We start from the raw sequence: 20,674 nt of genomic DNA on the forward strand, positions 1-20,674 counted from the left end.
AGAACAGTCGTCATGAACAGCCCTGTCACCTTATCCACTGTGTTTAACAGCAACGCGCCACTGATTAATCCTGAGCGCTTGTGGCAATCGTTAATGGACCTTGCGCAACTTGGCGCCACCGCCAAAGGCGGGGTCTGCCGTCTGGCCCTCACGGACCTTGACCGTCAAGCCCGGGATTTATTTGTGCGCTGGTGTGAAGACGCCGGTTGCAGCGTCAGTGTTGACGCCATCGGCAATATCTTCGCGCGCCGTGCCGGTCGTCAAACCGACTTGGCGCCAGTCATGACCGGCAGCCATATCGACACCCAGCCCACGGGCGGAAAATTCGACGGTTGTTACGGGGTCATGGCCGGGCTGGAAGTGATCCGCACCCTCAATGATCTGAATCTGGTCACCGAGGCGCCTATCGAGGTCGTGGTGTGGACCAACGAAGAAGGCTCGCGTTTCCCGCCGTGCATGATGGGTTCCGGGGTGTTCGCCGGCAAATTTGACCTGCAAGACACCCTCAATAAACAGGATGAACAGGGCTTGTCGGTCGGCGCCGAGTTACAGCGTATTGGTTACGCCGGCAGCCGTGCGGTGTTGGGGCATCCCGTGGGTGCCTACTTTGAAGCCCATATCGAGCAAGGCCCGGTGCTGGAAGATCGGGCCATCACCATTGGCGTGGTGATGGGGTGCCTGGGGCAAAAATGGTTTGACCTGACCTTGACTGGCGTCGAGGCCCACGCCGGGCCAACCCCGATGCACCTGCGCAAGGATGCACTGGTCGGCGCCGCGCAGGTCGTCAGCGCCGTCAACCGTATTGCCCTGCAGCATCAACCGCACGCGTGCGGCACCGTCGGCTGCCTGACACTGCACCCCGGCTCGCGCAATGTGATCCCCGGTCAGGTGCACATGACCATCGACTTGCGTCACCTGCATGAAGACCAACTGCAGGCCATGGTCGATGAAGTGCGTCACGCCATCGAAGAAGCCAGCAGCGCCCACGGTTTGAGCTACACATTGACGCCCACCGCCGACTTCCCGCCACTGGACTTTGACCCCGCGTGTGTCGATGCCGTGCGCAAAGGCGCGCAGCAGTTGGGCCTCAGTCATATGGAGATTGTCAGCGGTGCCGGTCACGACGCTATCTTCGTCGCAGAACTGGGCCCCGCCGGTATGATTTTCGTGCCGTGCGAAGGCGGTATCAGCCATAACGAAATTGAAAACGCAGCACCGCAGGATCTGGCCGATGGCTGCGCCGTGCTGCTGCGGGCCATGGTCAATGCGGCTCAGGGAGGGCCAACACAATGAGCCAGCCGACTGAGATGGGCCAAATGAGCGCTGTTGAACTGCTGGAGCGCTACCGCAATAAAAGCCTGTCACCCGTCGACGTGACTGAAGATGCGCTGGCACGTATCGAACGCTTCAACCCGCAGGTCAACGCTTACTGCCATATTGATGCCGAAGGTGCCCTGCGCTCAGCCCGCGCCTCGGAACAACGCTGGCTTAAAGGCGAACCCCGCGGCGCTCTGGACGGTGTTCCGGCGTCCATCAAAGACCTGACGCTGACCCAGGGCATGCCCACGCGCAAGGGCTCGCGAACCACCTCGGCACACGGCCCGTGGGACGTGGATGCACCGTTCACGGCTTTTATGCGTCAAGCCGGAGCCGTGTTGCTGGGTAAAACCACTACCCCGGAATTTGGCTGGAAAGGCGTCACGGACAACCCGCTGTACGGCATCACCCGCAACCCGTGGGACACCCGCATGACGGCAGGTGGTTCGTCTGGCGGTGCGGCGGCCGCGGCTTCCCTCAATCTGGGGGTTTTGCATCAAGGCAGCGATGCCGGAGGCTCGATCCGCATTCCCTGTGCCTTTACCGGCACGTTCGGGATCAAACCGACCTTCGGTTATGTGCCGCAATGGCCTGCCAGCTCCATGACCATCCTCTCGCATCTTGGGCCGATGACCCGCACGGTCGAAGACGCCGTCTTGATGCTGCAAACCGTCGCCCAACCAGATGCTCGTGATGGTTTGATCGGCGCACCGCGAACCACGCCGTGGTTACCCGCAGAGCAAAGCCTCAAGGGATTGCGCGTGGCTTTCAGCGCCGACTTTGGTTATGTCAGGGTCGATCCGCAGGTGGCTGCCGTCATCGCCCGTGCGGTGGCGCGCCTGAGTGAACTGGGCGCAGAGGTCGAGTGTGTCGATCCTGGATTTAACGACCCGCTGAATACGTTCAATACGTTATGGTTTGCCGGAGCGGCCCGCCTGGCCGGGCAACTGGACAGTGCCCAGCGCGACCAGCTGGATCCCGGCCTGCAACGCATCGCCGCACTGGGCGAAGGCATCAGCCTCAAGGACTACAGCAGCGCCCTTGAGGCGCGCGCCGCGCTGGTGGCGCAGATGAGCGACTTCCATCAACGCTACGACATTCTGGTAACACCGATGTTGCCCATCACCGCGTTTGCGGCCGGGCATAACGTGCCGCCAGACTCGCACTACCGCGAATGGATGCACTGGACGCCCTTCAGTTACCCCTTCAACCTGACTCAACAACCTGCCGCGTCAGTGCCTTGCGGTCTGGCAGACAATGGCCTGCCGGTCGGCTTGCAAGTGGTCGGCGCGCGATTTGCCGATGACGCGGTGCTCAGGGTCTGCCGGGCCTATGAAACACATTTCCCGAGTGACCATCCGCACGCGCCCGGTGGTGGCTAAATCTGCACAGGTGTAGCGTCTACGATCGACAGCGCTTAATGGAACGCGCCATTAAGCACTTCATAAATGATGCCGCTGGCCACGGAAACCAGAATCAAATCAGTCCCGGCCTGACGCCACTCATAGCCGTCATAGTGAGGCAGTTGTTTGGCCAGTCGACCGTCGATTTTTTTGCCGATGCCCGGTGGCAACGGCTTGCCACGCGCAAGGTTCTTTTGAACACCCGGTGGCAATGCCGGGCCTGGGCTCCAGTAATCGCGATGCTGACCCACGATGCCCAAAGCATGCTGGCGGTTTACGCTGGGGCCCTTGTTGTGGGCATTGCCATCTGGACGCTTGCCTTGGGGCTGATTACCACCTGGCTTGCCTTGATGCGTATCTTGAGGCTTTTGACCCTGCTGAACGGGCGGCTTTCCTTTATCACCGCCATTACCTGGCCCATTGCCATTACCGTTCCCGGGATCGGCTAACGCCGTAGCCGAGCCACACGCCAGCGCAAAGCAAGTCAATGCGGTAACCAGTGAACGCGAAGTCAACATATCAGTACTCTCAAAAAGAAATTTCCTACTCAGCAATCTAGACCTCAAACGTGGATTAGGTTCCACAGCCGCATAAACATATTGTTACAACCTAGGCCTATGATGCGAAGTCGATACAAGAACTTTGAACCCACGCCTCGATCAATAGTGTGGGATCGCTGCATCCCTGATGGTGATAATTCTCTCCAGAGGTTAAGAACATGCGAATGACCTTATCAGCCCTGTTAATGGGCGTTGTAATTTCGCAAGGCGCCATGGCCGCTGGCGATGGATCTGCCGCTGTCGGCGGCGGGCTTGGCGGTGTTTTGGGCAATATCGTGGGCGAACAACTGGGCGGCTCTACCGGAGCGGCCATTGGCGCAGGCGTCGGCGGCGCGGCCGGGGGTGCGGTCGGTGCCGACAAGGGTCGTAAAACCGAGGCAGCCATCGGCGGTGGCTTAGGCTCGGCGGGCGGCTCAGTCATCGGCAACAAACTTGGCGGCTCTACGGGCTCAGCCATCGGTGCGGGGCTTGGCGGCGTGGTCGGAGGCGCCGTAGGCAGCAATCTGGGTGACGACGATCACGACAAAAAGCATCGGTCGGGCGGTAAACATAAAAACAAGCACAAAAACAAACATCGCGACTGATTGACCCCTTCCCCCCTGCAAAAGCCTGGTGCCACGCTGAAATAGCGAGATACCGGGCTTTTGCGTGCCCAACGTTCACGACCGCTCCAAGCCAGCGTATGAGCCCAATTGAGTAAGGGGGATTGAATTAGTTCGTATACTGAGCATATTGTATGGCAGCGTCTTACTCCATTAATAACAACAAGGAAAAACGCCATGCAATTTCACCTGAACGGTTTCCAGACGGGCGACCCGGAACTTCATACCCCTGCCCCCTCCCTCCTTCTGCCGGAATCGGTAGACATACTCATCGTCGGCAGTGGCCCGGCGGGTTTACTGCTGGCGGCACAACTTGCAAGGTTCCCAAGCATCACAACCCGCGTTGTCGAGCGCCGTGCGGGTCGTTTGCAATTGGGCCAGGCTGACGGGATCGCCTGCCGAACCGTTGAAATGTTCAATGCGTTTGGCCTCGCCGAGCAACTGTTGCGTGAAGCCTGCTGGGTCAATGAGACCGCATTCTGGAGGCCCAAGGCCGATGACCGTCAGCACATCGAACGCACCGGCCGGGTCCAGGACACTGAAGACGGCCTTTCGGAGTTTCCCCACGTCATCGTCAATCAGGCACGCATTCAGGATTACCTGCTCGATAGCCTGCTCAAATTGCCGCAACGGCTGGAGCCGGATTACAACCTGGAACTGATCGATGTCATCCGCGATGAACATTCAACACATCCCGTACTAGCGACGCTGAAACGCACCGACACCGGGCAGACCGTGAAGATCCGCACGCGCTACCTGGTGGGCTGTGACGGAGCACGCAGCAAAGTGCGCACGGCCATTGGTCAGCAATTGCATGGTGACGCCGCCAACCATGCCTGGGGCGTCATGGACATGCTGGCCGTGTCAGACTTCCCGGATATACGGCTCAAGGTCGCCATTCAATCGGCTGACGCCGGGAACATGCTGTTCATTCCACGCGAAGGCGGCCATCTGGTTCGCATGTACGTCGATCTAGGTGAAGTCACCGAAGAAAACCGCGCAGCGATCCGTGCGACCAGTGCCGAGCAACTGATCGGCACGGCCCAACGCATCTTGCAGCCCTACACCTTGAACGTGAAAAACGTCGTCTGGTTTTCCGTCTACGAAGTTGGCCAGCGCCTGACAGAGCGATTCGACGACGCCGCCGATGCGGCGGGCGCCCCGCGCGAACCGCGAATATTCATCGCGGGCGATGCCTGTCACACCCACAGTGCCAAGGCTGGACAAGGCATGAACGTCTCGATGCAGGATGCGTTCAACCTGGGCTGGAAAATCGCGGCCGTGCTGGAAGGCCGCAGCCCCACCTCCCTGCTGGCCAGTTATTCACAGGAACGTCAGCCAGTGGCTCAAGAACTGATCGGCTTCGACAAGGAATGGTCAGCCATGATCGGTGCGCGCCCCAAAGACCCTCTGAACCCCGCCGCCGGGGGCGTGGACCCGGCAGCGCTGCAAGCCTACTTTGTGCAAGCTGGCAAATACACAGCGGGGGTCGCGACCCGCTATCGTCCGGGCCCCTTGACCGGGCCAGGCACCTGGCAAGCCCTCGCCAGCGGCCTGACCATAGGCACACGTTTTCACTCGGCACCGGTGATTCGCCTGGCCGACGCACGCCCCATGCACTTAGGTCACACAGTGACCGCCGATGGCCGCTGGAGACTTTTTGCCTTTGCCGATGCCTCAGGTGAGGCCTTGCACGCGCTGTGCGACTATCTGGAGCACCATCCGGACTCGCCTGTTCGCAAATTCACCCCACCGGGCGCGGACCTCGACAGCGTGCTTGATGTCCGTGCCGTTTATCAGCAGTCGCACCGAGACCTTAACGTCGAACAACTCCCCTCACTCTTATTGCCGCGAAAAGGACGTTTTGGACTGATTGACTACGAGAAAGCGTTCAGCGTTGACCCACAGGCCAACATCTTTGAATTGCGCGGCATTGATCGTCAACGCGGAGCCCTGGTGCTGGTACGACCTGACCAATATGTGGCGCATGTCCTTGGACTGGACGGATACACCGAACTGGAGGCATTCTTTGAATCCGTTTTGATCCCTCACTAATAAGGCCCCACCGTGCCGACTGACAACACACCCAGGATTCTCGTGCATACCGGCAGCTTGATACGTCGAGCACAACAGCGTCACGTTGCTATCTGGATGCGCGAAGTGTCCACTGATGTGACCAGCGTGCAATACGCGGTGCTGCTGGTGCTTGAGCAACGCCCGGGAGTCAGTCAGCGCGAATTGGGTGATGAACTCGACCTTGACCGTTCCACCATCGCCGAACTGGCTGCACGCATGGTGCGTAATGGTCTGGTCGAACGGATCAGCGATCCACAAGACAAACGCCGTAATACCCTGTTCCTGACCACAACTGGGCGCGAGTTGCTGGCGGAACTCAAGCCACGGGTAGGCAACGTCGAGCGAGTGCTGACACAGCAACTGAGTGCCACCGAGCGCGACACGTTGCGCCAGCTTATCGACCGATTGCTGATTCCTCTTGAGCCGTGAGTGGCTGATCGTAGGATAGCAATGGCTTCGTACGGAAAATGGCACCACTGGTACTTACCAACTTTCCGCGCGTAATGTGTCATATCCCTCTCCACGACACGATTAATTACCTCGTTGAAAAGGAGATTTCCCAGACCGTTGGCGAAATGAGCCACAGCAATCGTCATGCCTTAAAGAACAAAAAAACGACCCACAGAGGTAGAAGGAGCACCACGGGGATCACAATCAGAAGCACGAGGCCCTGAACAACATACCTCCAGCGGTAGAGTCTGGTCCCTTCAGTAGCGTTCCTGGCATCCTTCCAGACATCCCAGAGTTCGAAAATTCTGAGCATTTCAAGAAGGTCTAGGATAGTAATAAGCACTTCTGGTCCTTCTTCAAGAATGATGCCAGCGAACGCGGGCCGGGCAATTGTGCCTTTACTCACTAGGTTCCACATCCAAATTCGTCAGGACGATTAGGTATGGCTAATACCTTACTTTGAATGTGGGTGAATCCTCTGCTGAGTCGACCTGATTTCTTTGACGCGTCCAACCGAGCTGCCCGCGATGATAGGCGGCAGATTGACAGGCGCTGACGGTCGCCACAAAGCGTTATTACTCGACCATCGGCATTGAGACGTTTGGCAAATATTATGGGTGTCCGCGTAATTTCATGGTGTCAGTGAAGACGAGTATGTAGGCGTGGGTCCGGGCGTTAACCTTTAGAAGACTCGCAATGCAATTGGAATCTTGAGTCCAGGGGTTGGGCGCAAGTCAGTATGTCGCGTCCGACTTATCGAGTGACAAGAGATTTGTGGTTCAGCAGCAAACTCAACCCTAGGCAAATTTCCCGGTACGGATGGCAGAGGTCATCGGCCAATATACCCAACTCACGCGATAGTGGCAGTTTGCCAAGCCTGCTGGCATGCTCTCGACGATTTTTCGGTAGACAGCATTGAGGCAGGGAGAGCGACTATGGGTTCAGAGAGCAAAGCAAAGGCAGCTCAACTGAGTGTTCTGAGCAAATATGGTGTATTGGCAGACTTTACTGACGTGGAAGAAGTGGTGCTTGACCGTGCCCTGAAGGGCCGATTGTCTGCGAGCGCGTCGAAGGAACTGACCTTCGCTCACTGGCGTGATCAGTTGCTGGGTCCGGGTGTGCGGCTTCCGGTTGCGCGTTTTGCTAATCCAGTTCCGGGGCAAATCCGACTGGGCAAGCTCGCGATTGGGGAGGAGCTCGCCGCCAGCCTCAAGTCTCGCGACCGGCAGTTACAAGCCAGGCTCAAGGCGTCCGAGCTGGAAGTTATGAGGTTGCAAGAAGAATTGCAGGAACTGAGGCAAACCAAACCTCCTGCAACATTGTTGGAGCCGATCGGCGATGACGCGCGGAGGTTGAAGTACTGGTATCACGAAACAACCGGTTATCTGCATAACATCCTGTGGGAGATCAAGGAAGTTGACGGTCACATCTTCGACCATCAAGGCCAACTCAACCGGGATTACCGTCAGCAACTGGTCGAGATCATTCTGCGGGCACTGAACGGCTTGGCCGCACTCGGCTTTTTCATCAAGGCCGAGTTGTGTGACGCATCATCCAAAGAGCCTTATTTGCCATCGGTGATGTTGCATCACAACCCGGCAGATCCTGAAGAAGCACATCTACTCAAGGGCTTTGCCTTTGTCGTCGAGGACGTACAGCCGGATGTGCTGGTGGCAGCCAGCGAGTGTCTTTTTCTGGGGCGGGCGCTGCCCGAAATCGACAAACAGCACCGTTTCAATTGTCACGTCAACATCTCCTGGAGCCACATGGTTGAGTTGAACGAAGACGAACTGTTTCACCTGTCCTGCTTCCTGCATAAGTTGTTTGAGGCATTGGCCAGATCGAATGACGGTCGGCCTAGGGGGGCATTGCGCGAGGCGGCGATCCTTTGCCTGGTGCTTTCCAGCACCGCACCCTGCATGCCCGCGCGATTACAGCAAGTACAAGCGCTGAGCTTGCAGGATACGTTTTACCCAGGGCACAGGCCATTCACGAGCGCCTCCTCGAAGCCTGACACTGATGCATCCGCTGGAAAAATTCTCGAGCACCTGTTTCATACCTTGCATGCACTTGTCATGCGCTGACATACGCTTTGATGTGCAATGGAACATGCAGGCTGCCTAAGGCATTTAAGTTGAAGCACGTGGGGCAGTTGTTCGACATTGGTGTCGATGAAATGCTGTTACGAATCGAGGTTGCTACTGATGCGCTGCATTATGGTGTGGTGCCGATCAGTAGCGGGAAACTGGCGAGCGATGGAGGATTGTTGCCGCAAACACCTCAATTGCCTTTGCATCTGATGTGGCGGAATTAGAATGCGTTTTAGGCTAACTCCACAACATCACCACCTCATCACTCGGTACCGGCAAATCCAGCAGATGAATAATTACCCCCCCACCCGAAACGGCTGGACCTCATCGGCCTGCCCTTGGTTGGCAACGAGCACAGCTTCGACGGTGCCGTTGAGGTGGGCGGAGTAATTCTGGCAGAGGGTGTTGAGCACGTCACCGCAATGGGTTCTGCAAGTCGTCCAGTTCGGAGTGAAAGTTAAGCTTTCCTGATAAACTGCCAGCCATCCCGATAAATGCGTATCCGCGCCCTGTAGGCTGATGAGTTGTCCTTGCGCTTACGTGCTGTAATCGTGCCCATTCAAGTTGCTACATTGCCCAATGCGATCGCTACAACGTAGCAGTCGACATCAGAAAGCAGGGTAAATGGGTAAAATCGTTGTATAAAAGATCAGTATTAATGAATTCCGAAAAAGCCGAATCCCCAGTAAACACTAGCCCTTCACGCTCAGAGCCATCTCGCCGCTTTAGCGTGGCCCCTATGATGGATTGGACCGATCGTCATTGCCGCTTCTTCCTGCGTTTGTTGTCCAAAAACGCATTGCTGTATACCGAAATGGTCACCACTGGCGCGTTGATCAATGGGGATGCAGAACGCTTTTTGCGCCATGACGAGACTGAGCACCCTCTGGCTCTGCAATTGGGTGGCAGTACTCCGGCAGATTTGGCCGTATGCGCGCGCATGGCGCAGGAGGCCGGGTATGACGAGGTGAATCTGAATGTCGGCTGCCCGAGTGATCGGGTGCAGAATAATATGATTGGCGCTTGTTTGATGGCACACCCAACGCTGGTGGCCGATTGTGTGAAAGCAATGCGCGACGCGGTGTCGATTCCCGTCACAGTAAAGCATCGTATCGGTATCAATGGCCGCGACAGTTATGCGCAGCTGTGTGATTTCATCGGTACAGTGCGCGAGGCCGGATGCACCAGTTTCACGGTGCATGCGCGTATCGCCATTCTGGAAGGGCTTTCACCCAAGGAGAACCGTGACATTCCGCCCCTGCGCTATGACGTGGCCGCACAGGTTAAAAAGGATTTTCCTGAGCTTGAGATCATCCTCAATGGCGGGATCAAAACCCTTGAACAATGCCAGGAACACTTGCAGGTGTTTGATGGGGTGATGCTCGGCCGTGAGGCTTATCACAATCCGTATATCCTGGCCGAGGTCGATCAGCAGTTGTTCGGCAGTACTGACCCTGTGATTACTCGGGCGCAAGCGTTGTCGCTGTTAAGACCTTATATCGCCGCGCATATTGCAGCGGGTGGGGCGATGCATCACATCACGCGGCATATTCTTGGATTAGGTCAGGGTTTTCCGGGTGCGCGACGCTTTCGACAGTTGCTGTCGGTGGATATTCACAAAGCTGCGGACCCTTTGGCGTTGCTTGATCAAGCCGCGGAGCTGCTGGAAGGCCGTTAATCTTCATCAAAAAAAGGGGCCGCTCCTGTGCAGGAACGGCCCCTTTTTTGATCAGTTCTCACTACAACTCAATGACGCTCCAGAGCGTGCACCAGGTCATGGAACGCTTCATGGTTGGAGTCGTTGAGGCCCATCAGTATTTTGTGAGCCTCCAGTACTTTGACGCGCACCACTTCTTCAGTCTGATCCTGAGACGGCAGGTCTGTGAGGCAATCAGGACACGGAATCGGTTTGCCGATGATGTTGAACACCTGATCGAAGCCCATCGATTCCAGCAGTCGGGTGATGTCTTCGTGGGTGGTAACAACGGTGGGCAACAAACCTATTTTTTGCCGCGACAAAATAGACAGCTTCGCCAGTAAACCCAGCGTGGTGCTGTCGATGCTCAGGGTTTCAGTGAGGTCTATCACGATGGCGTTGAAGTTCAGCGCGGTGAAGATCCTCTCGATTGTCGCATCCAGAGCCGAACACAACGTCAGACGCACTTCACCCACAAACTTCAGGACGAAGGTACCGTCCTGTTCGGCGAACTGAATTCTACCGGTACTCATTTAAGATTCCTGCTCAACACCAACAAGGCGATATCATCCGGCATCTCCCCGAGTGTAGCTAATCCGAAAACCTGACGCAGACCATCCAGGCTGCCGCCTGCTGCTTTGACCAATTGAGGCAACGCAGCTTCTTTCTCTTTGAGCGTAGGCTCATTCAAGAGATCCAATATGCCGTCCGACATCAGCGTCAAGCTAAAAACGTCCGGCAATTTCAAAACATGATCTTCATACGTGGCTTCGTTGAACAAGCCCACCGGCAGCCCTCGCCCTTCGAGGTAACTCACGCTGTCCGGCGTATACAACACAGGCAATGGCAGATGACCGCCAATGCTATAGGTCAATTCACCGGTCTCTTCATTGATCACACCACCCACCATCGTCACATGCTTGCCCAGCTTGCAGTTGATCAAGCCACGGTTTATATGCCCCAGTACTTCAGACGGTTTGAACTCAGGCAAGGTTCCGTTTCGTTTGGATTCAAACAATAAGCGTGTGGTCATGAACTTAAGCAGTACGGTCACAAAGGCTGAAGAAGCACCGTGGCCGGAAACGTCAGCCAGATAAAAAGCTACCCGACGCTCATCAACCCTGAAGTAGTCGACAAAATCGCCAGACAAGTACAGAGACGGAATAATCTGATGGGCAAAGTCGAATTCATCAATAGACCATGGGCTGATGGGCAACATGTTCATCTGAACCTGCCGGCCGGCGTTTTGGTCTTCCTGCAGTAAATTCAGACTAGCTGCGAGTTCGCGGTTGGCTGACTCCAGTTTGTCGCGGTAGCGCTGGTTTTCAAGCAACAAATGAGCACGATCCAGCGCTCGATGAACAGAGTGTTCCAGCACGGCAAGGTCTTCAAGCGGCTTGATCAGGTAGTCCGCCGCCCCCAGGCGCAGCGCCTCAACCACATCACTCATGACCCCCGCACCCGATATGACGATCACCGGCATTTGCGGTGAGCGCTCGCTTATCTGACGGATAAGCTCCAGGCCACTCATTTGCGGCATACGCAAGTCACAGATCACCAGATCTGGCGATTGTTGCTCGAACACCTGTAGACCCTGTATGCCATTGCTGGCTTGCAGGACACTGAAGCCACTGTCTTCAAGGTAGGCCGCCAAACTGGCGCGCACGACTTCGTCGTCATCAATGATCAGCAGCGTGGCACTGGTTTTTTGCATGTGGGCAAACGGCGCCAGAATGGGGTTGGCGTAGAATCACGAACGCATCGGATTCAACGACGGAAATGGCTTGTGAACATCCCTGTTTCAAATCGGCTGTCGTGCTCGATCCGCAAAAGGTGCCCGTGTAAGGCGCAGACGGTACTCCCATCCGCGCGGGGTTTCAAGCTCAGGGCGATGGTCGACTTGAGTGTTCCGCGGGTTAAATTCCAGCGAGTTATAAGAACCCCAACAACCCCAACTAAAACCAAGGTATAAACAGCGTTAAACGCGATTAATACTCAACTCCAGCCCATAAAAAAACGGCCACCGGGGCCGTTCTTTACTCAGCCACAGCAGAATTAAAAGTCGTCTTCAACCTGCCCGTCTTTCACACGGAACTCACGACTTTGCAGATAGGCATTGCGAATAAACACGTAGCGGTCGCCGGTGATCAGCTTTTCAGCAGACAACAAGCTGGCACGGGTATCAATGATTTCCATGGCTGCAGTGGTGTTACGCGCCGGGATGTCATGCATGTAGCGGTACGGTTCGACAAAGGTATCCGGGTAGATACCAATCGCATCACGTACGGTGCTAGGCCCCAATAGCGGTAGAACGACATACGGACCGCTAGCTACGCCCCAACGACCAAGCGTCTGACCGAAATCTTCATCGTTGCGTTGCAGGCCCATTTTTGTGCCCACATCAAAGAAACCGCCGACACCAATAATGGTGTTCATCAACAGACGAGCGGTGTCTACGCCCGCCGCATGGGGCTTGGCTTGCAACACATTGTTGGCCAGGTTGCGCACGTCACCGACATTTCGGTACATGTTGTGGATGCCATCTTCCAGAAACTGCGGCGTAATGAACTGATAACCCTGTGCAAGCGGCTTCAGGGCATAGGTGTCGAGTTTTTCGTTGAAGATGAAAACGACGCGGTTGACCCCTTCCCATGGGTCATCTTCGGTCGCGGCATTGGCAGCGAATGGCGCCATCGCCACACCGGCACAGACAAAAATTTGAGCGAGACGATCAGTCCAGCGCATAGCAAAGCTCCTTGAAAATACTTAATACTTGGGCGCTACGCCCTGGGTCAGGGATGGAGTATAACGGCAATTGCATTTATCACAGCCCCAAAGAAATACCCTACACAGACATATGCCCACGCCGGACGTTCAATGCACTGCGAGTTTGCCCGTAAAGCCTGCCAATGGCCCCGGTGTTTTTGATTGAAATCATGCACGTGCAGCCTGGGTGGATTAATCTAGAAACCCGCTGCCGACCTTTTGCCAACATCGAAGGTCTATACCAGAGCCTATCAATAAAGGATGAATGCTATGCCTGCCCGCGAACTGCAACAACAACTCGACACCTTGCGCGAGCAACTGGAACAGAATCCGCCGCTCACTCAAGAAGAGCGTGATCATTTAAATGATCTCTCCGCACAAATTCAGGCTCAGATTGATATTGAAAAAGCCACTAACGACTCGAGTCTGGCCGATAGCGTCAATCTCGCCGTAGAGCGTTTCGAACTGGAACATCCGGCGCTGGCCGGTACGCTGCGTAATATCGTGCAAACCCTGGGCAATATTGGCATCTAAACGTCCGTATCGGCCAAAAACAACAAAGCCCCGACTCATCCGAGCCGGGGCTTTGTTTTACCACTCAGGCTGTCAGAGCCCTGTTTGACCACTCAGAGCCAAATCCAGCAACTCCCGGTTGGCCACGGCGTACATCGCATAGTCATTGCCCGTTGCGGCACGCAAGTCCACCAGCATTGAGCGCCAGCGCTCAACCATGGAATGGTTCTGCTCAAGCCACAACGCCAGACGCGCTTCGATCTCAACCGGTGCATCCGCCATTTGCAGTACCGAGACGGTAATTGCCCGCTGCTGCCAGTCGATGTCGTCACGGAACGCTTCACGCGCCAGCGCCTGCCAGTTGTTCTCTACCGGCAAGTTACTGATCTGCTGCAAGTACCAGGTGAGGTCCAACGCACTGCCTACCGCGAAATAGGCCTTGGCCACATCCGCTGCGTTCTGTCCCGTCACATCTGACGCTTCGATAATCGGCAGCAAGGTGTACAAGTGCGTCGTACCGGCCACCATTCGCGCCAGCAACTCCGGTACGCCAGCCGCTACATACGCCTGATAACGGGTCTGCCAGCCTTCGCGGGTAGGCCCTTCCAGCAGCTCGTCAAGTTTGAGCCCCAACGCCGCCAGATGCGGCCCAAAGTGCGCCACATCGCGTGCGGCATCCAGCTCGTTGCGACGACTGCGCAGGAACCAGCGCGTGGCTCGACGCCCCAGACGCATCAGCTCATCCATCAGCGCCAGCTGGATTTCAGCAGGCACTTGGTAGTCCAATGCTTCAATATGACGGAACCAGTGCGGGAGGTGGAAAATATCACGCACGATCACATAAGCCCCGGCCACATTGGCTGCGCTCATGCCGGTCGACTCTTTGAGTCGCTCCACAAAGGTGATACCCATGTGGTTGACCAGATCGTTGGCAATCTGAGTGCTGACGATTTCACGCTTCAAACGGTGACGACGCATGGCCGCGGCAAACTTGCTCACCAGCATCGGCGGGAAAGCCGTTTCCATATCGCGAGTCAGGTAATCGTCATCCGGCACCTGAGAGTTGAGCAAGGCTTCTTTGAGGTCGATCTTGCTATACGAGATCAATACCGAAAGCTCTGCACGGGTCAGACCATGGCCTGAAGCGACGCGCTCGACCAGTTGTTCTTCAGTCGGCAAGAACTCAATGGCACGATCCAGCTTGCCACGGGCTTCCAGATCGCTCATCAGACGCTTGTATTCGGCAATCCGCTCGTAAGCCTTGCGGGCCGCCAGCGATATGGCCTGGGTCTGTTTATAGTTGTTGCCCAACACCAGACCGCCGACTTCATCGGTCATGCTGCCCAGCAACTGGTTGCGCTGCTTCTCGGTCATATCGCCAGCCTGCACCACTTCGTTGAGCAGGATTTTGATATTCACTTCGTGGTCTGAGCAGTCCACGCCGCCAGCGTTGTCGATAAAGTCGGTGTTGGAGCCGCCACCGTTAAGGTTGAACTCCACGCGACCCAGTTGAGTCATGCCGAGGTTACCGCCCTCACCCACCACCTTGCAGCGCAGTTCGTTGCCGTTGACGCGTAATGCATCGTTGGCCTTGTCACCTACATCGGCGTGGCTTTCACTGCTGGCCTTGACGTAGGTGCCAATGCCACCGTTCCACAACAGGTCTACCGGCGCTTTGAGCAAGGCATTGAGCAGCTCGGTCGGGGTCAGTTTGTCGGCCGTGATCGCGAAGCGCTCTTTCATTTCGGGCGAAATGGCGATGCTTTTCGCACTGCGCGAGAAAATCCCGCCGCCTGCCGACATGATGCTGGTGTCGTAGTCTGACCAGGCCGAACGCGGCAGGTCGAACAGACGTTGGCGTTCAACGAAGCTATTGGCCGGTTCAGGGTTCGGGTCAATAAAGATATGCAGGTGGTTGAATGCAGCGACCAGTTGCAGCTTGTCGGACATCAACAAGCCGTTACCGAACACGTCACCGGCCATATCGCCAACGCCCACAACACTGATGCTGTCTTGCTGAACGTTGATGCCGCGCTCTTTAAAGTGGCGCTGCACGCCCACCCAGGCACCTTTGGCGGTGATGCCCATCTTCTTGTGGTCATAACCGGCCGAACCGCCGGAGGCAAACGCATCGCCTAACCAGAAGCCGTAATCAATGGCAATGCCGTTGGCAATGTCAGAGAAGGTGGCAGTCCCTTTATCCGCCGCAACTACCAGATACGGGTCATCGTCGTCGTGACGCACGACGTTCAACGGCGGCACCAGTGCACCGTCCTTGAGGTTGTCAGTAATGTCCAGCAGGCCGGAAATGAAGATCCGGTAGCAGGCAATCGCTTCGGCTTGAATCTCGTCGCGACCGCCGCCCAACGGCAAGCGACGCGGCACGAACCCGCCTTTGGCCCCCACCGGCACGATGACCGAGTTCTTCACTTGCTGCGCTTTTACCAGACCCAGCACTTCGGTACGGAAGTCTTCTTCACGGTCCGACCAGCGCAAACCACCCCGCGCTACGTTGCCGAAACGCAAGTGCACACCTTCGACCCGAGGCGAATACACGAAGATTTCAAACTTCGGTACTGGCTTGGGCAATTCCGGAATCAGGTGCGGGTTGAACTTGAAGCTGAAATACGAACGGTTCTGACCATTGGCATCCGGCTGATAGAAGTTGGTCCGCAGGGTGGCTTTGATCAAGTCCAGATAGCGACGCAGGATGCGGTCTTCATTGAGCACCTGAACGTCGTCAAGCGCCGTCAGAATGGCCTGTTCCAGACGCTGTTGCTTGTCTTCCAGGTCTTCTGCCGACAGTTTGCGGGCCAGATAGAAGCGCGTTTTGAACAAACGGGTCAGTTCGCGTGCAATATCGGTGTGGTTGTTCAGGGTGCTGGCAATGTAGCCCAGGTCGAAGCCCAGACGAATCTGTTTGAGATAACGCGCATAGGCACGCAGTAACGCCACATCACGCCACGGCAAGCCTGCGGTCAGCACCAAACGGTTGAAGGCATCGTTTTCAGCATCGCCGCTGACGATATGCACGAATGCATCCTGCAGCGTGTCGTTGAGTTGCTGAATATCCAGATTCAGCCCTTCGCCCGCGGTGAAGGCGAAGTCATGGATCCAGAATTCACGGCCGTTGGCGTGGCGCAAGCGATACGGAAACTCGCCCAAAACCCGCAAGCCGAGGTTTTCCAGAATAGGCAGCACGTCGGACAACGCCAGCGGCGTATCGGCGTGATACAGCTTGCAGTGCAATTCCTGACCGGCACTTTGACCCAGCGGCTGATAAAAGCTCATCACCAGCGGGTTTTTATCGCTCAAGCTCATCAAGTGCTGCATATCGACCACGGCCGAATGCGCGGCAAAGCGTTCACGGTAGCCCGCCGGGAAACCTTTCGGGAAGTCGCTGAGCACCTTGGTGCCGTTGGCTTCACCGAAGCTTTCAACCACCAGGCTGGCGTAATCGTCCTGCCAGCTGCGGCACGCCTGAACCACTTCTTTTTCCAGCATGACCGGATCGATGTCGATGCGGTTCTTGGGGTCTACGCGCAAAATCAACTGCACACGGGCCAACACCGACTCCGAGAAGAAGGTCCAGAACTCGCAATCCGAAGCCTGCAAACGATCCATCAGTACTTGCTGGATTTTTTGACGAACTTCGGTGGAATACACATCACGCGGTACATAAGCCAGGCAGTAGCAGAAACGGCCATAGGGGTCTTTGCGCAGGAACACGCGGATTTTATTGCGCTCCTGAATCTGCACAATCGACATCACGGTGTTGAACAGCTCGTCCACGGGCGTCTGAAACAGATCGTCTCGGGGTAACACTTCAACTACCTGAGCCAGTTCCTTGCCCAGGTGAGCTTTGGGCTGAAAGCCTGAACGGCGCTCGATTTCAGCGACCTTGCGGCGGATGTAGGGAATGACCCGCACGCTTTCGCCATACACCGAAGAGGTGTACAGGCCCATGAAGCGGCATTCCTTGATGACCTTGCCATCCGCGTCGATCTGACGGATCGATACATAATCCGGGTAAGCCGGGCGGTGTACGCGGCTTGGGTGTGCGGCTTTGGCAAACGACAGCAGGGTCGGTTCACGCAGGTAGCTGACCGCGTAATCTTCGATGCGCAGGTCTTCGGCCGTCAGGCCGGCGCGCAGCAGCTTGGTCAGGCCGAGGAACGACTGCGGGTCATATTCAATATGGCCGCCATCCGCTTCATCACGTACCACAAATTCTTCATAGCCGAGGAAGGTGAAGTGATTGCCCACCAGCCATTCGAGAAAGCTCTTGATTTCCGCTTTTTCGTCCGCAGCAACCAGGTATGGACTGTTGTCAATGCTGGCCAACAGCTCCTGAACCTTGGCTTTCATCGGCTCAAAATCAGCCACGGCCACACGAACTTCACCCAGAACCTGCTCCAGCTCCTTGCTCAGCACATTCAATTCAGCCGCATTGGAGCAGCGGTCAATTTCAAGGAACATCAGCGACTCCTGGGAGACGCCTTCGCCGCTGGTGCCTTTGGGCAGGATTTCCAGCAGTTCGCCTTTGCTGCCGCGACGCACGCTCAATACCGTGGTTTGCAGGGTATGGATGCTATAACCCCGACGGTTCAGCTCGGTGCGAACCGAATCCACCAGAAACGGTAAATCGTGGTGCAGTACTTCTACCGCCGTGTGCGTGGACTGCCAGCCATGGCGCTCGTAGTCGGGATTGAACACCTTGACCTGCGGCTGCGCCGGGTCAAAGCGTTCCAGCAGACGCCAGGCCGACAGCGTGCAGCCTGCCAGATCGGACATGCGCCGTTGGGTGAGTTCATCCAGAGAAATGATGCCGAAGAATTGCTCGGCAAACAGGGCTACTTGTGGCAATGCCTGTTCACTGATGTGCTGGGCCAGTGCGGCTTGCAGTTGATGCTGGAAGTCGGCTTTGCTGGCTGCGGTGAAGAACGCCATCTGTGGTACTCCGCTTGGGCTTGTTATTGAGAGAAGCGTCGCATGCTGTTCCCGCGAGGGGAGTTGCCAGTGCTGACTAAACAGCAGGGCAAGGAAGTGAAGCTGGCCGCGACCCATGGGTCACATTCACGTTCCAGGACGGGTATCTGCAAAACGACTGCCGATTGAACAGGCTGGATCTTTTTAGAGATAACAATCCCGAACGCAGCTTAACGATTGAAGCGCCTGGCCTGCTTGCGGTGCGGCGACATATTCGGACATCGGGACGTAAGCTTGTGACTTGATTGAGAACAACCCTAGCAGCCTCGGGTGAAAAAACTTGTTAAAGGAAACTCAAAAACCTCAGCTATTATCAGAAATGACTTACCTGACTCTTACAGAACTCGTTGACACATTTTCATTCAACACTGCATAAATCTGTTCAGAGTGTCAAAATCGGGCCTTTATTCCGCTTATAGATGCGCGCTGAGCGCCAGGATTTTTACCATGCAAATGACCACCACCACGCTCGTCGTCAACCCGTGCGACGTTGAAGAAGACAATCTGGCCGTACTGTCCTGCTTTGGCAGTGACGATGACATTTTCTTGATGTCGCGCTTTCCGGACGAAGACGACGTGGAATTCAGTTTTGACGAACCAGCCTATTTGCTGGGCGTAAAGGCGACCCTGAGCCCTACTGTTCTGCTGATCGAAATCAATGCCGACGACGCGGACGCACTCAACGGTGACACCAAGCTAGAGATTTTTCACAGCACCGACCCGAGCGATTTGCCTGAGGTAGAAGAAACCCTGCGCAATATTCTGAGCGGCAGCGGCAACTACGTAAGCTTGCTGGGTCAATAAACTTCAGGCACACAGCAGCTGACCAAGGCGATGTACCTCTGCTTAAGGATCGTAAAGGCTCAATTCGGGGCTGTAATGTAATACCCTGAATCAATTTTTACGGTGGCTCAGGCTACGGATGTCGCCTTTTTTAATGCGCCGGGTTTATTACACCAACCACCGATTCATACGCTTATCAGCGCAATGGCGGCCCGAGCCCCATTCTGCCCAGCAAACCCGACCTGTACAGCGCCCGCTATACCTTTGTCGCCCTGCGGTCATGGCACTTTCAGCGCCTGTGAGCCCCTACAGATGAGCAGCATTCTCAACAACCGGGCAAATTTCGGGTTTTTTCAACAAATGCCCGCCCGCCATTAGTGCCAACCCCCTGCAATGGATTAAAGTAACGCCCCCAACCCCGGCGTAATTCTTACGCTGCAGGCGGCCTTTTCAGGAACAGTCATCGATGGAACATCGTGAAGCGCTGTTAGCGCTGCGAACCTTTCTTTCAACACAGATTCTCGGTCAGGAAAAACTCATTGACCGCTTGTTGATCGCGCTGCTGGCTGACGGCCATATGTTGGTCGAAGGGGCTCCCGGCCTGGCTAAAACCAAAGCCATCAAAGAATTGGCCGAAGGCATCGAAGCACAATTCCATCGCATTCAGTTCACCCCTGACCTGTTGCCTGCCGACATCACTGGCACCGAGATCTATCGCCCCGAAACCGGCAGCTTTGTCTTCCAACAAGGGCCGATCTTTCACAATCTGGTGCTGGCCGATGAAATCAACCGCGCACCTGCCAAGGTTCAATCCGCGTTGCTCGAAGCCATGGCCGAGCGTCAGGTCAGCGTAGGTCGCAGCACCTACGAGCTGTCGCCGCTGTTTTTGGTCATGGCCACGCAAAACCCTATTGAGCAGGAAGGCACTTACCCGCTGCCTGAAGCTCAGCTCGACCGCTTTCTGATGCACGTCAAAATCGGCTTCCCGGACGCCGCCGTCGAGCGCCGCATCCTGCAACAGGCACGCGGCGAAGCGCTGAACGGAGAAACCAAACCCGAACGCCGCGTCAGCCAGCAAGCCATTTTCGCGGCGCGCAAGGAAATCCTCGGTTTGTACATGGCCGATGCCGTAGAGGAATACCTGGTGCAATTGATCATGGCGACCCGCACACCCGGCAAATTCGACCCGGAAATGGCCGACTGGATCGCTTACGGCGCCAGCCCGCGGGGTTCAATCGCCCTCGACCGTTGCGCAAGGGCGCACGCCTGGTTGGCCGGACGCGACTTTGTCAGCCCCGAAGATATTCAGGCCGTGCTGTTTGACGTGTTGCGCCATCGTATTATTTTGTCATTTGAAGCCGAAGCAGCCGGCATTGATCAGGACCGTGTCGTGCAGCGCATTCTTGATGTTGTTGCCGTTGCCTGACCG

Annotated in this window: 16 protein-coding genes and 1 pseudogene; 11 read left to right on the forward strand and 6 right to left on the reverse strand. The window is 56.1% G+C overall.

Annotation, left to right across the window (positions count from 1 at the left end; translation table 11 throughout):
- Positions 1-12 precede the first annotated feature (12 nt).
- A complete protein-coding gene (locus GHN86_RS09990; RefSeq protein WP_153386499.1) occupies positions 13-1,293 on the forward strand; it encodes a Zn-dependent hydrolase in 1,281 nt (426 codons plus the stop codon).
- A complete protein-coding gene (locus GHN86_RS09995) occupies positions 1,290-2,699 on the forward strand; it encodes an amidase (RefSeq protein ID WP_153382342.1) in 1,410 nt (469 codons plus the stop codon). Before GHN86_RS09990 ends, GHN86_RS09995 begins: the two co-directional genes overlap by 4 nt.
- Before the next feature lie 35 nt (positions 2,700-2,734).
- Here GHN86_RS09995 and GHN86_RS10000 read toward each other — a convergent pair whose 3' ends face one another.
- Positions 2,735-3,238, reverse strand: a complete 504-nt coding sequence (locus GHN86_RS10000; protein ID WP_153382340.1) for an anti-virulence regulator CigR family protein — start codon at positions 3,236-3,238, stop codon at positions 2,735-2,737.
- A 200-nt stretch (positions 3,239-3,438) separates the two neighbouring features.
- Here GHN86_RS10000 and GHN86_RS10005 point away from each other — a divergent pair, with 200 nt between their 5' ends.
- The 5 genes from GHN86_RS10005 (at position 3,439) to GHN86_RS10025 (ending at position 8,722) form a co-directional block, all read left to right on the forward strand.
- Entirely contained in the window at positions 3,439-3,864 is a 426-nt protein-coding gene (locus GHN86_RS10005) for a glycine zipper domain-containing protein (RefSeq protein ID WP_153386501.1), read from the forward strand.
- 195 nt (positions 3,865-4,059) lie between these two features.
- A complete protein-coding gene (locus tag GHN86_RS10010; protein WP_153383039.1) occupies positions 4,060-5,937 on the forward strand; it encodes an FAD-binding monooxygenase in 1,878 nt (625 codons plus the stop codon).
- A 12-nt stretch (positions 5,938-5,949) separates the two neighbouring features.
- The gene (locus tag GHN86_RS10015) at positions 5,950-6,387 is read left to right on the forward strand and encodes a MarR family winged helix-turn-helix transcriptional regulator (protein WP_323369603.1); all 438 of its coding nucleotides are present in this window, start codon (positions 5,950-5,952) and stop codon (positions 6,385-6,387) included.
- Between the two features lie 956 nt (positions 6,388-7,343).
- Positions 7,344-8,492, forward strand: coding sequence for a hypothetical protein (locus tag GHN86_RS10020; protein WP_153383037.1), 1,149 nt, complete (start codon positions 7,344-7,346; stop codon positions 8,490-8,492).
- A 59-nt stretch (positions 8,493-8,551) separates the two neighbouring features.
- Positions 8,552-8,722: a hypothetical protein gene (locus tag GHN86_RS10025; RefSeq protein WP_153383035.1), complete on the forward strand. Its 171-nt coding sequence runs from the start codon at positions 8,552-8,554 to the stop codon at positions 8,720-8,722.
- Between the two features lie 13 nt (positions 8,723-8,735).
- Here the strand turns inward: GHN86_RS10025 and GHN86_RS10030 are convergent.
- Positions 8,736-8,980, reverse strand: a pseudogene (locus GHN86_RS10030) (tail protein X).
- 176 nt (positions 8,981-9,156) lie between these two features.
- Here GHN86_RS10030 and dusA point away from each other — a divergent pair.
- Entirely contained in the window at positions 9,157-10,176 is a 1,020-nt protein-coding gene (dusA, locus tag GHN86_RS10035) for a tRNA dihydrouridine(20/20a) synthase DusA (RefSeq protein WP_153386503.1), read from the forward strand.
- A 68-nt stretch (positions 10,177-10,244) separates the two neighbouring features.
- On the opposite strand, the gene rssC is transcribed toward dusA, so the two are convergent.
- From rssC to GHN86_RS10050, 3 genes are all read right to left on the reverse strand, one after another.
- The gene (gene rssC / locus GHN86_RS10040) at positions 10,245-10,727 is read right to left on the reverse strand and encodes an anti-sigma factor antagonist RssC (protein ID WP_153379121.1); all 483 of its coding nucleotides are present in this window, start codon (positions 10,725-10,727) and stop codon (positions 10,245-10,247) included.
- Positions 10,724-11,908, reverse strand: coding sequence for a two-component system response regulator RssB (rssB, locus tag GHN86_RS10045; RefSeq protein WP_153379120.1), 1,185 nt, complete (start codon positions 11,906-11,908; stop codon positions 10,724-10,726). The genes rssC and rssB overlap by 4 nt, the downstream gene beginning before the upstream one ends.
- A gap of 341 nt (positions 11,909-12,249) precedes the next feature.
- Positions 12,250-12,939 carry a VacJ family lipoprotein gene (locus tag GHN86_RS10050; RefSeq protein WP_153379119.1) on the reverse strand — a complete coding sequence of 230 codons (690 nt, stop codon included), beginning with the start codon at positions 12,937-12,939 and terminating at the stop codon, positions 12,250-12,252.
- A 291-nt stretch (positions 12,940-13,230) separates the two neighbouring features.
- On the opposite strand from GHN86_RS10050, the gene GHN86_RS10055 reads away from it, so the two are divergent.
- Positions 13,231-13,494 (forward strand): DUF4404 family protein, encoded by a 264-nt coding sequence (locus GHN86_RS10055; RefSeq protein ID WP_153379118.1) that lies wholly within the window; start codon positions 13,231-13,233, stop codon positions 13,492-13,494.
- Positions 13,495-13,566: 72 nt separating this feature from the next.
- Here the strand turns inward: GHN86_RS10055 and GHN86_RS10060 are convergent, their stop codons facing one another.
- The gene (locus GHN86_RS10060; RefSeq protein ID WP_153386505.1) at positions 13,567-18,423 is read right to left on the reverse strand and encodes an NAD-glutamate dehydrogenase; all 4,857 of its coding nucleotides are present in this window, start codon (positions 18,421-18,423) and stop codon (positions 13,567-13,569) included.
- 486 nt (positions 18,424-18,909) lie between these two features.
- Here GHN86_RS10060 and GHN86_RS10065 point away from each other — a divergent pair, with 486 nt between their 5' ends.
- Positions 18,910-19,266, forward strand: a complete 357-nt coding sequence (locus tag GHN86_RS10065; RefSeq protein ID WP_153379116.1) for a hypothetical protein — start codon at positions 18,910-18,912, stop codon at positions 19,264-19,266.
- A gap of 445 nt (positions 19,267-19,711) precedes the next feature.
- Positions 19,712-20,671 (forward strand): AAA family ATPase, encoded by a 960-nt coding sequence (locus GHN86_RS10070; RefSeq protein WP_048364979.1) that lies wholly within the window; start codon positions 19,712-19,714, stop codon positions 20,669-20,671.
- The last annotated feature ends 3 nt before the right edge of the window (positions 20,672-20,674 follow it).

Origin of the sequence: Pseudomonas helleri (genome assembly GCF_009600315.1) — a bacterium.
Lineage (GTDB): Bacteria > Pseudomonadota > Gammaproteobacteria > Pseudomonadales > Pseudomonadaceae > Aquipseudomonas > Aquipseudomonas helleri_A.

Coding starts and splice junctions, on each gene's coding strand:
- rssC (WP_153379121.1), bottom strand. CDS start 10,727: ATGAGTACCGGTAGAATTCAGTTCGCCGAACAGGACGGTACCTTCGTC.
- GHN86_RS10005 (WP_153386501.1), top strand. CDS start 3,439: ATGCGAATGACCTTATCAGCCCTGTTAATGGGCGTTGTAATTTCGCAA.
- GHN86_RS10060 (WP_153386505.1), bottom strand. CDS start 18,423: ATGGCGTTCTTCACCGCAGCCAGCAAAGCCGACTTCCAGCATCAACTG.
- GHN86_RS09995 (WP_153382342.1), top strand. CDS start 1,290: ATGAGCCAGCCGACTGAGATGGGCCAAATGAGCGCTGTTGAACTGCTG.
- GHN86_RS10055 (WP_153379118.1), top strand. CDS start 13,231: ATGCCTGCCCGCGAACTGCAACAACAACTCGACACCTTGCGCGAGCAA.
- GHN86_RS10065 (WP_153379116.1), top strand. CDS start 18,910: ATGCAAATGACCACCACCACGCTCGTCGTCAACCCGTGCGACGTTGAA.
- dusA (WP_153386503.1), top strand. CDS start 9,157: ATGAATTCCGAAAAAGCCGAATCCCCAGTAAACACTAGCCCTTCACGC.
- GHN86_RS10010 (WP_153383039.1), top strand. CDS start 4,060: ATGCAATTTCACCTGAACGGTTTCCAGACGGGCGACCCGGAACTTCAT.
- GHN86_RS10070 (WP_048364979.1), top strand. CDS start 19,712: ATGGAACATCGTGAAGCGCTGTTAGCGCTGCGAACCTTTCTTTCAACA.
- GHN86_RS10020 (WP_153383037.1), top strand. CDS start 7,344: ATGGGTTCAGAGAGCAAAGCAAAGGCAGCTCAACTGAGTGTTCTGAGC.
- rssB (WP_153379120.1), bottom strand. CDS start 11,908: ATGCAAAAAACCAGTGCCACGCTGCTGATCATTGATGACGACGAAGTC.
- GHN86_RS10000 (WP_153382340.1), bottom strand. CDS start 3,238: ATGTTGACTTCGCGTTCACTGGTTACCGCATTGACTTGCTTTGCGCTG.
- GHN86_RS09990 (WP_153386499.1), top strand. CDS start 13: ATGAACAGCCCTGTCACCTTATCCACTGTGTTTAACAGCAACGCGCCA.
- GHN86_RS10050 (WP_153379119.1), bottom strand. CDS start 12,939: ATGCGCTGGACTGATCGTCTCGCTCAAATTTTTGTCTGTGCCGGTGTG.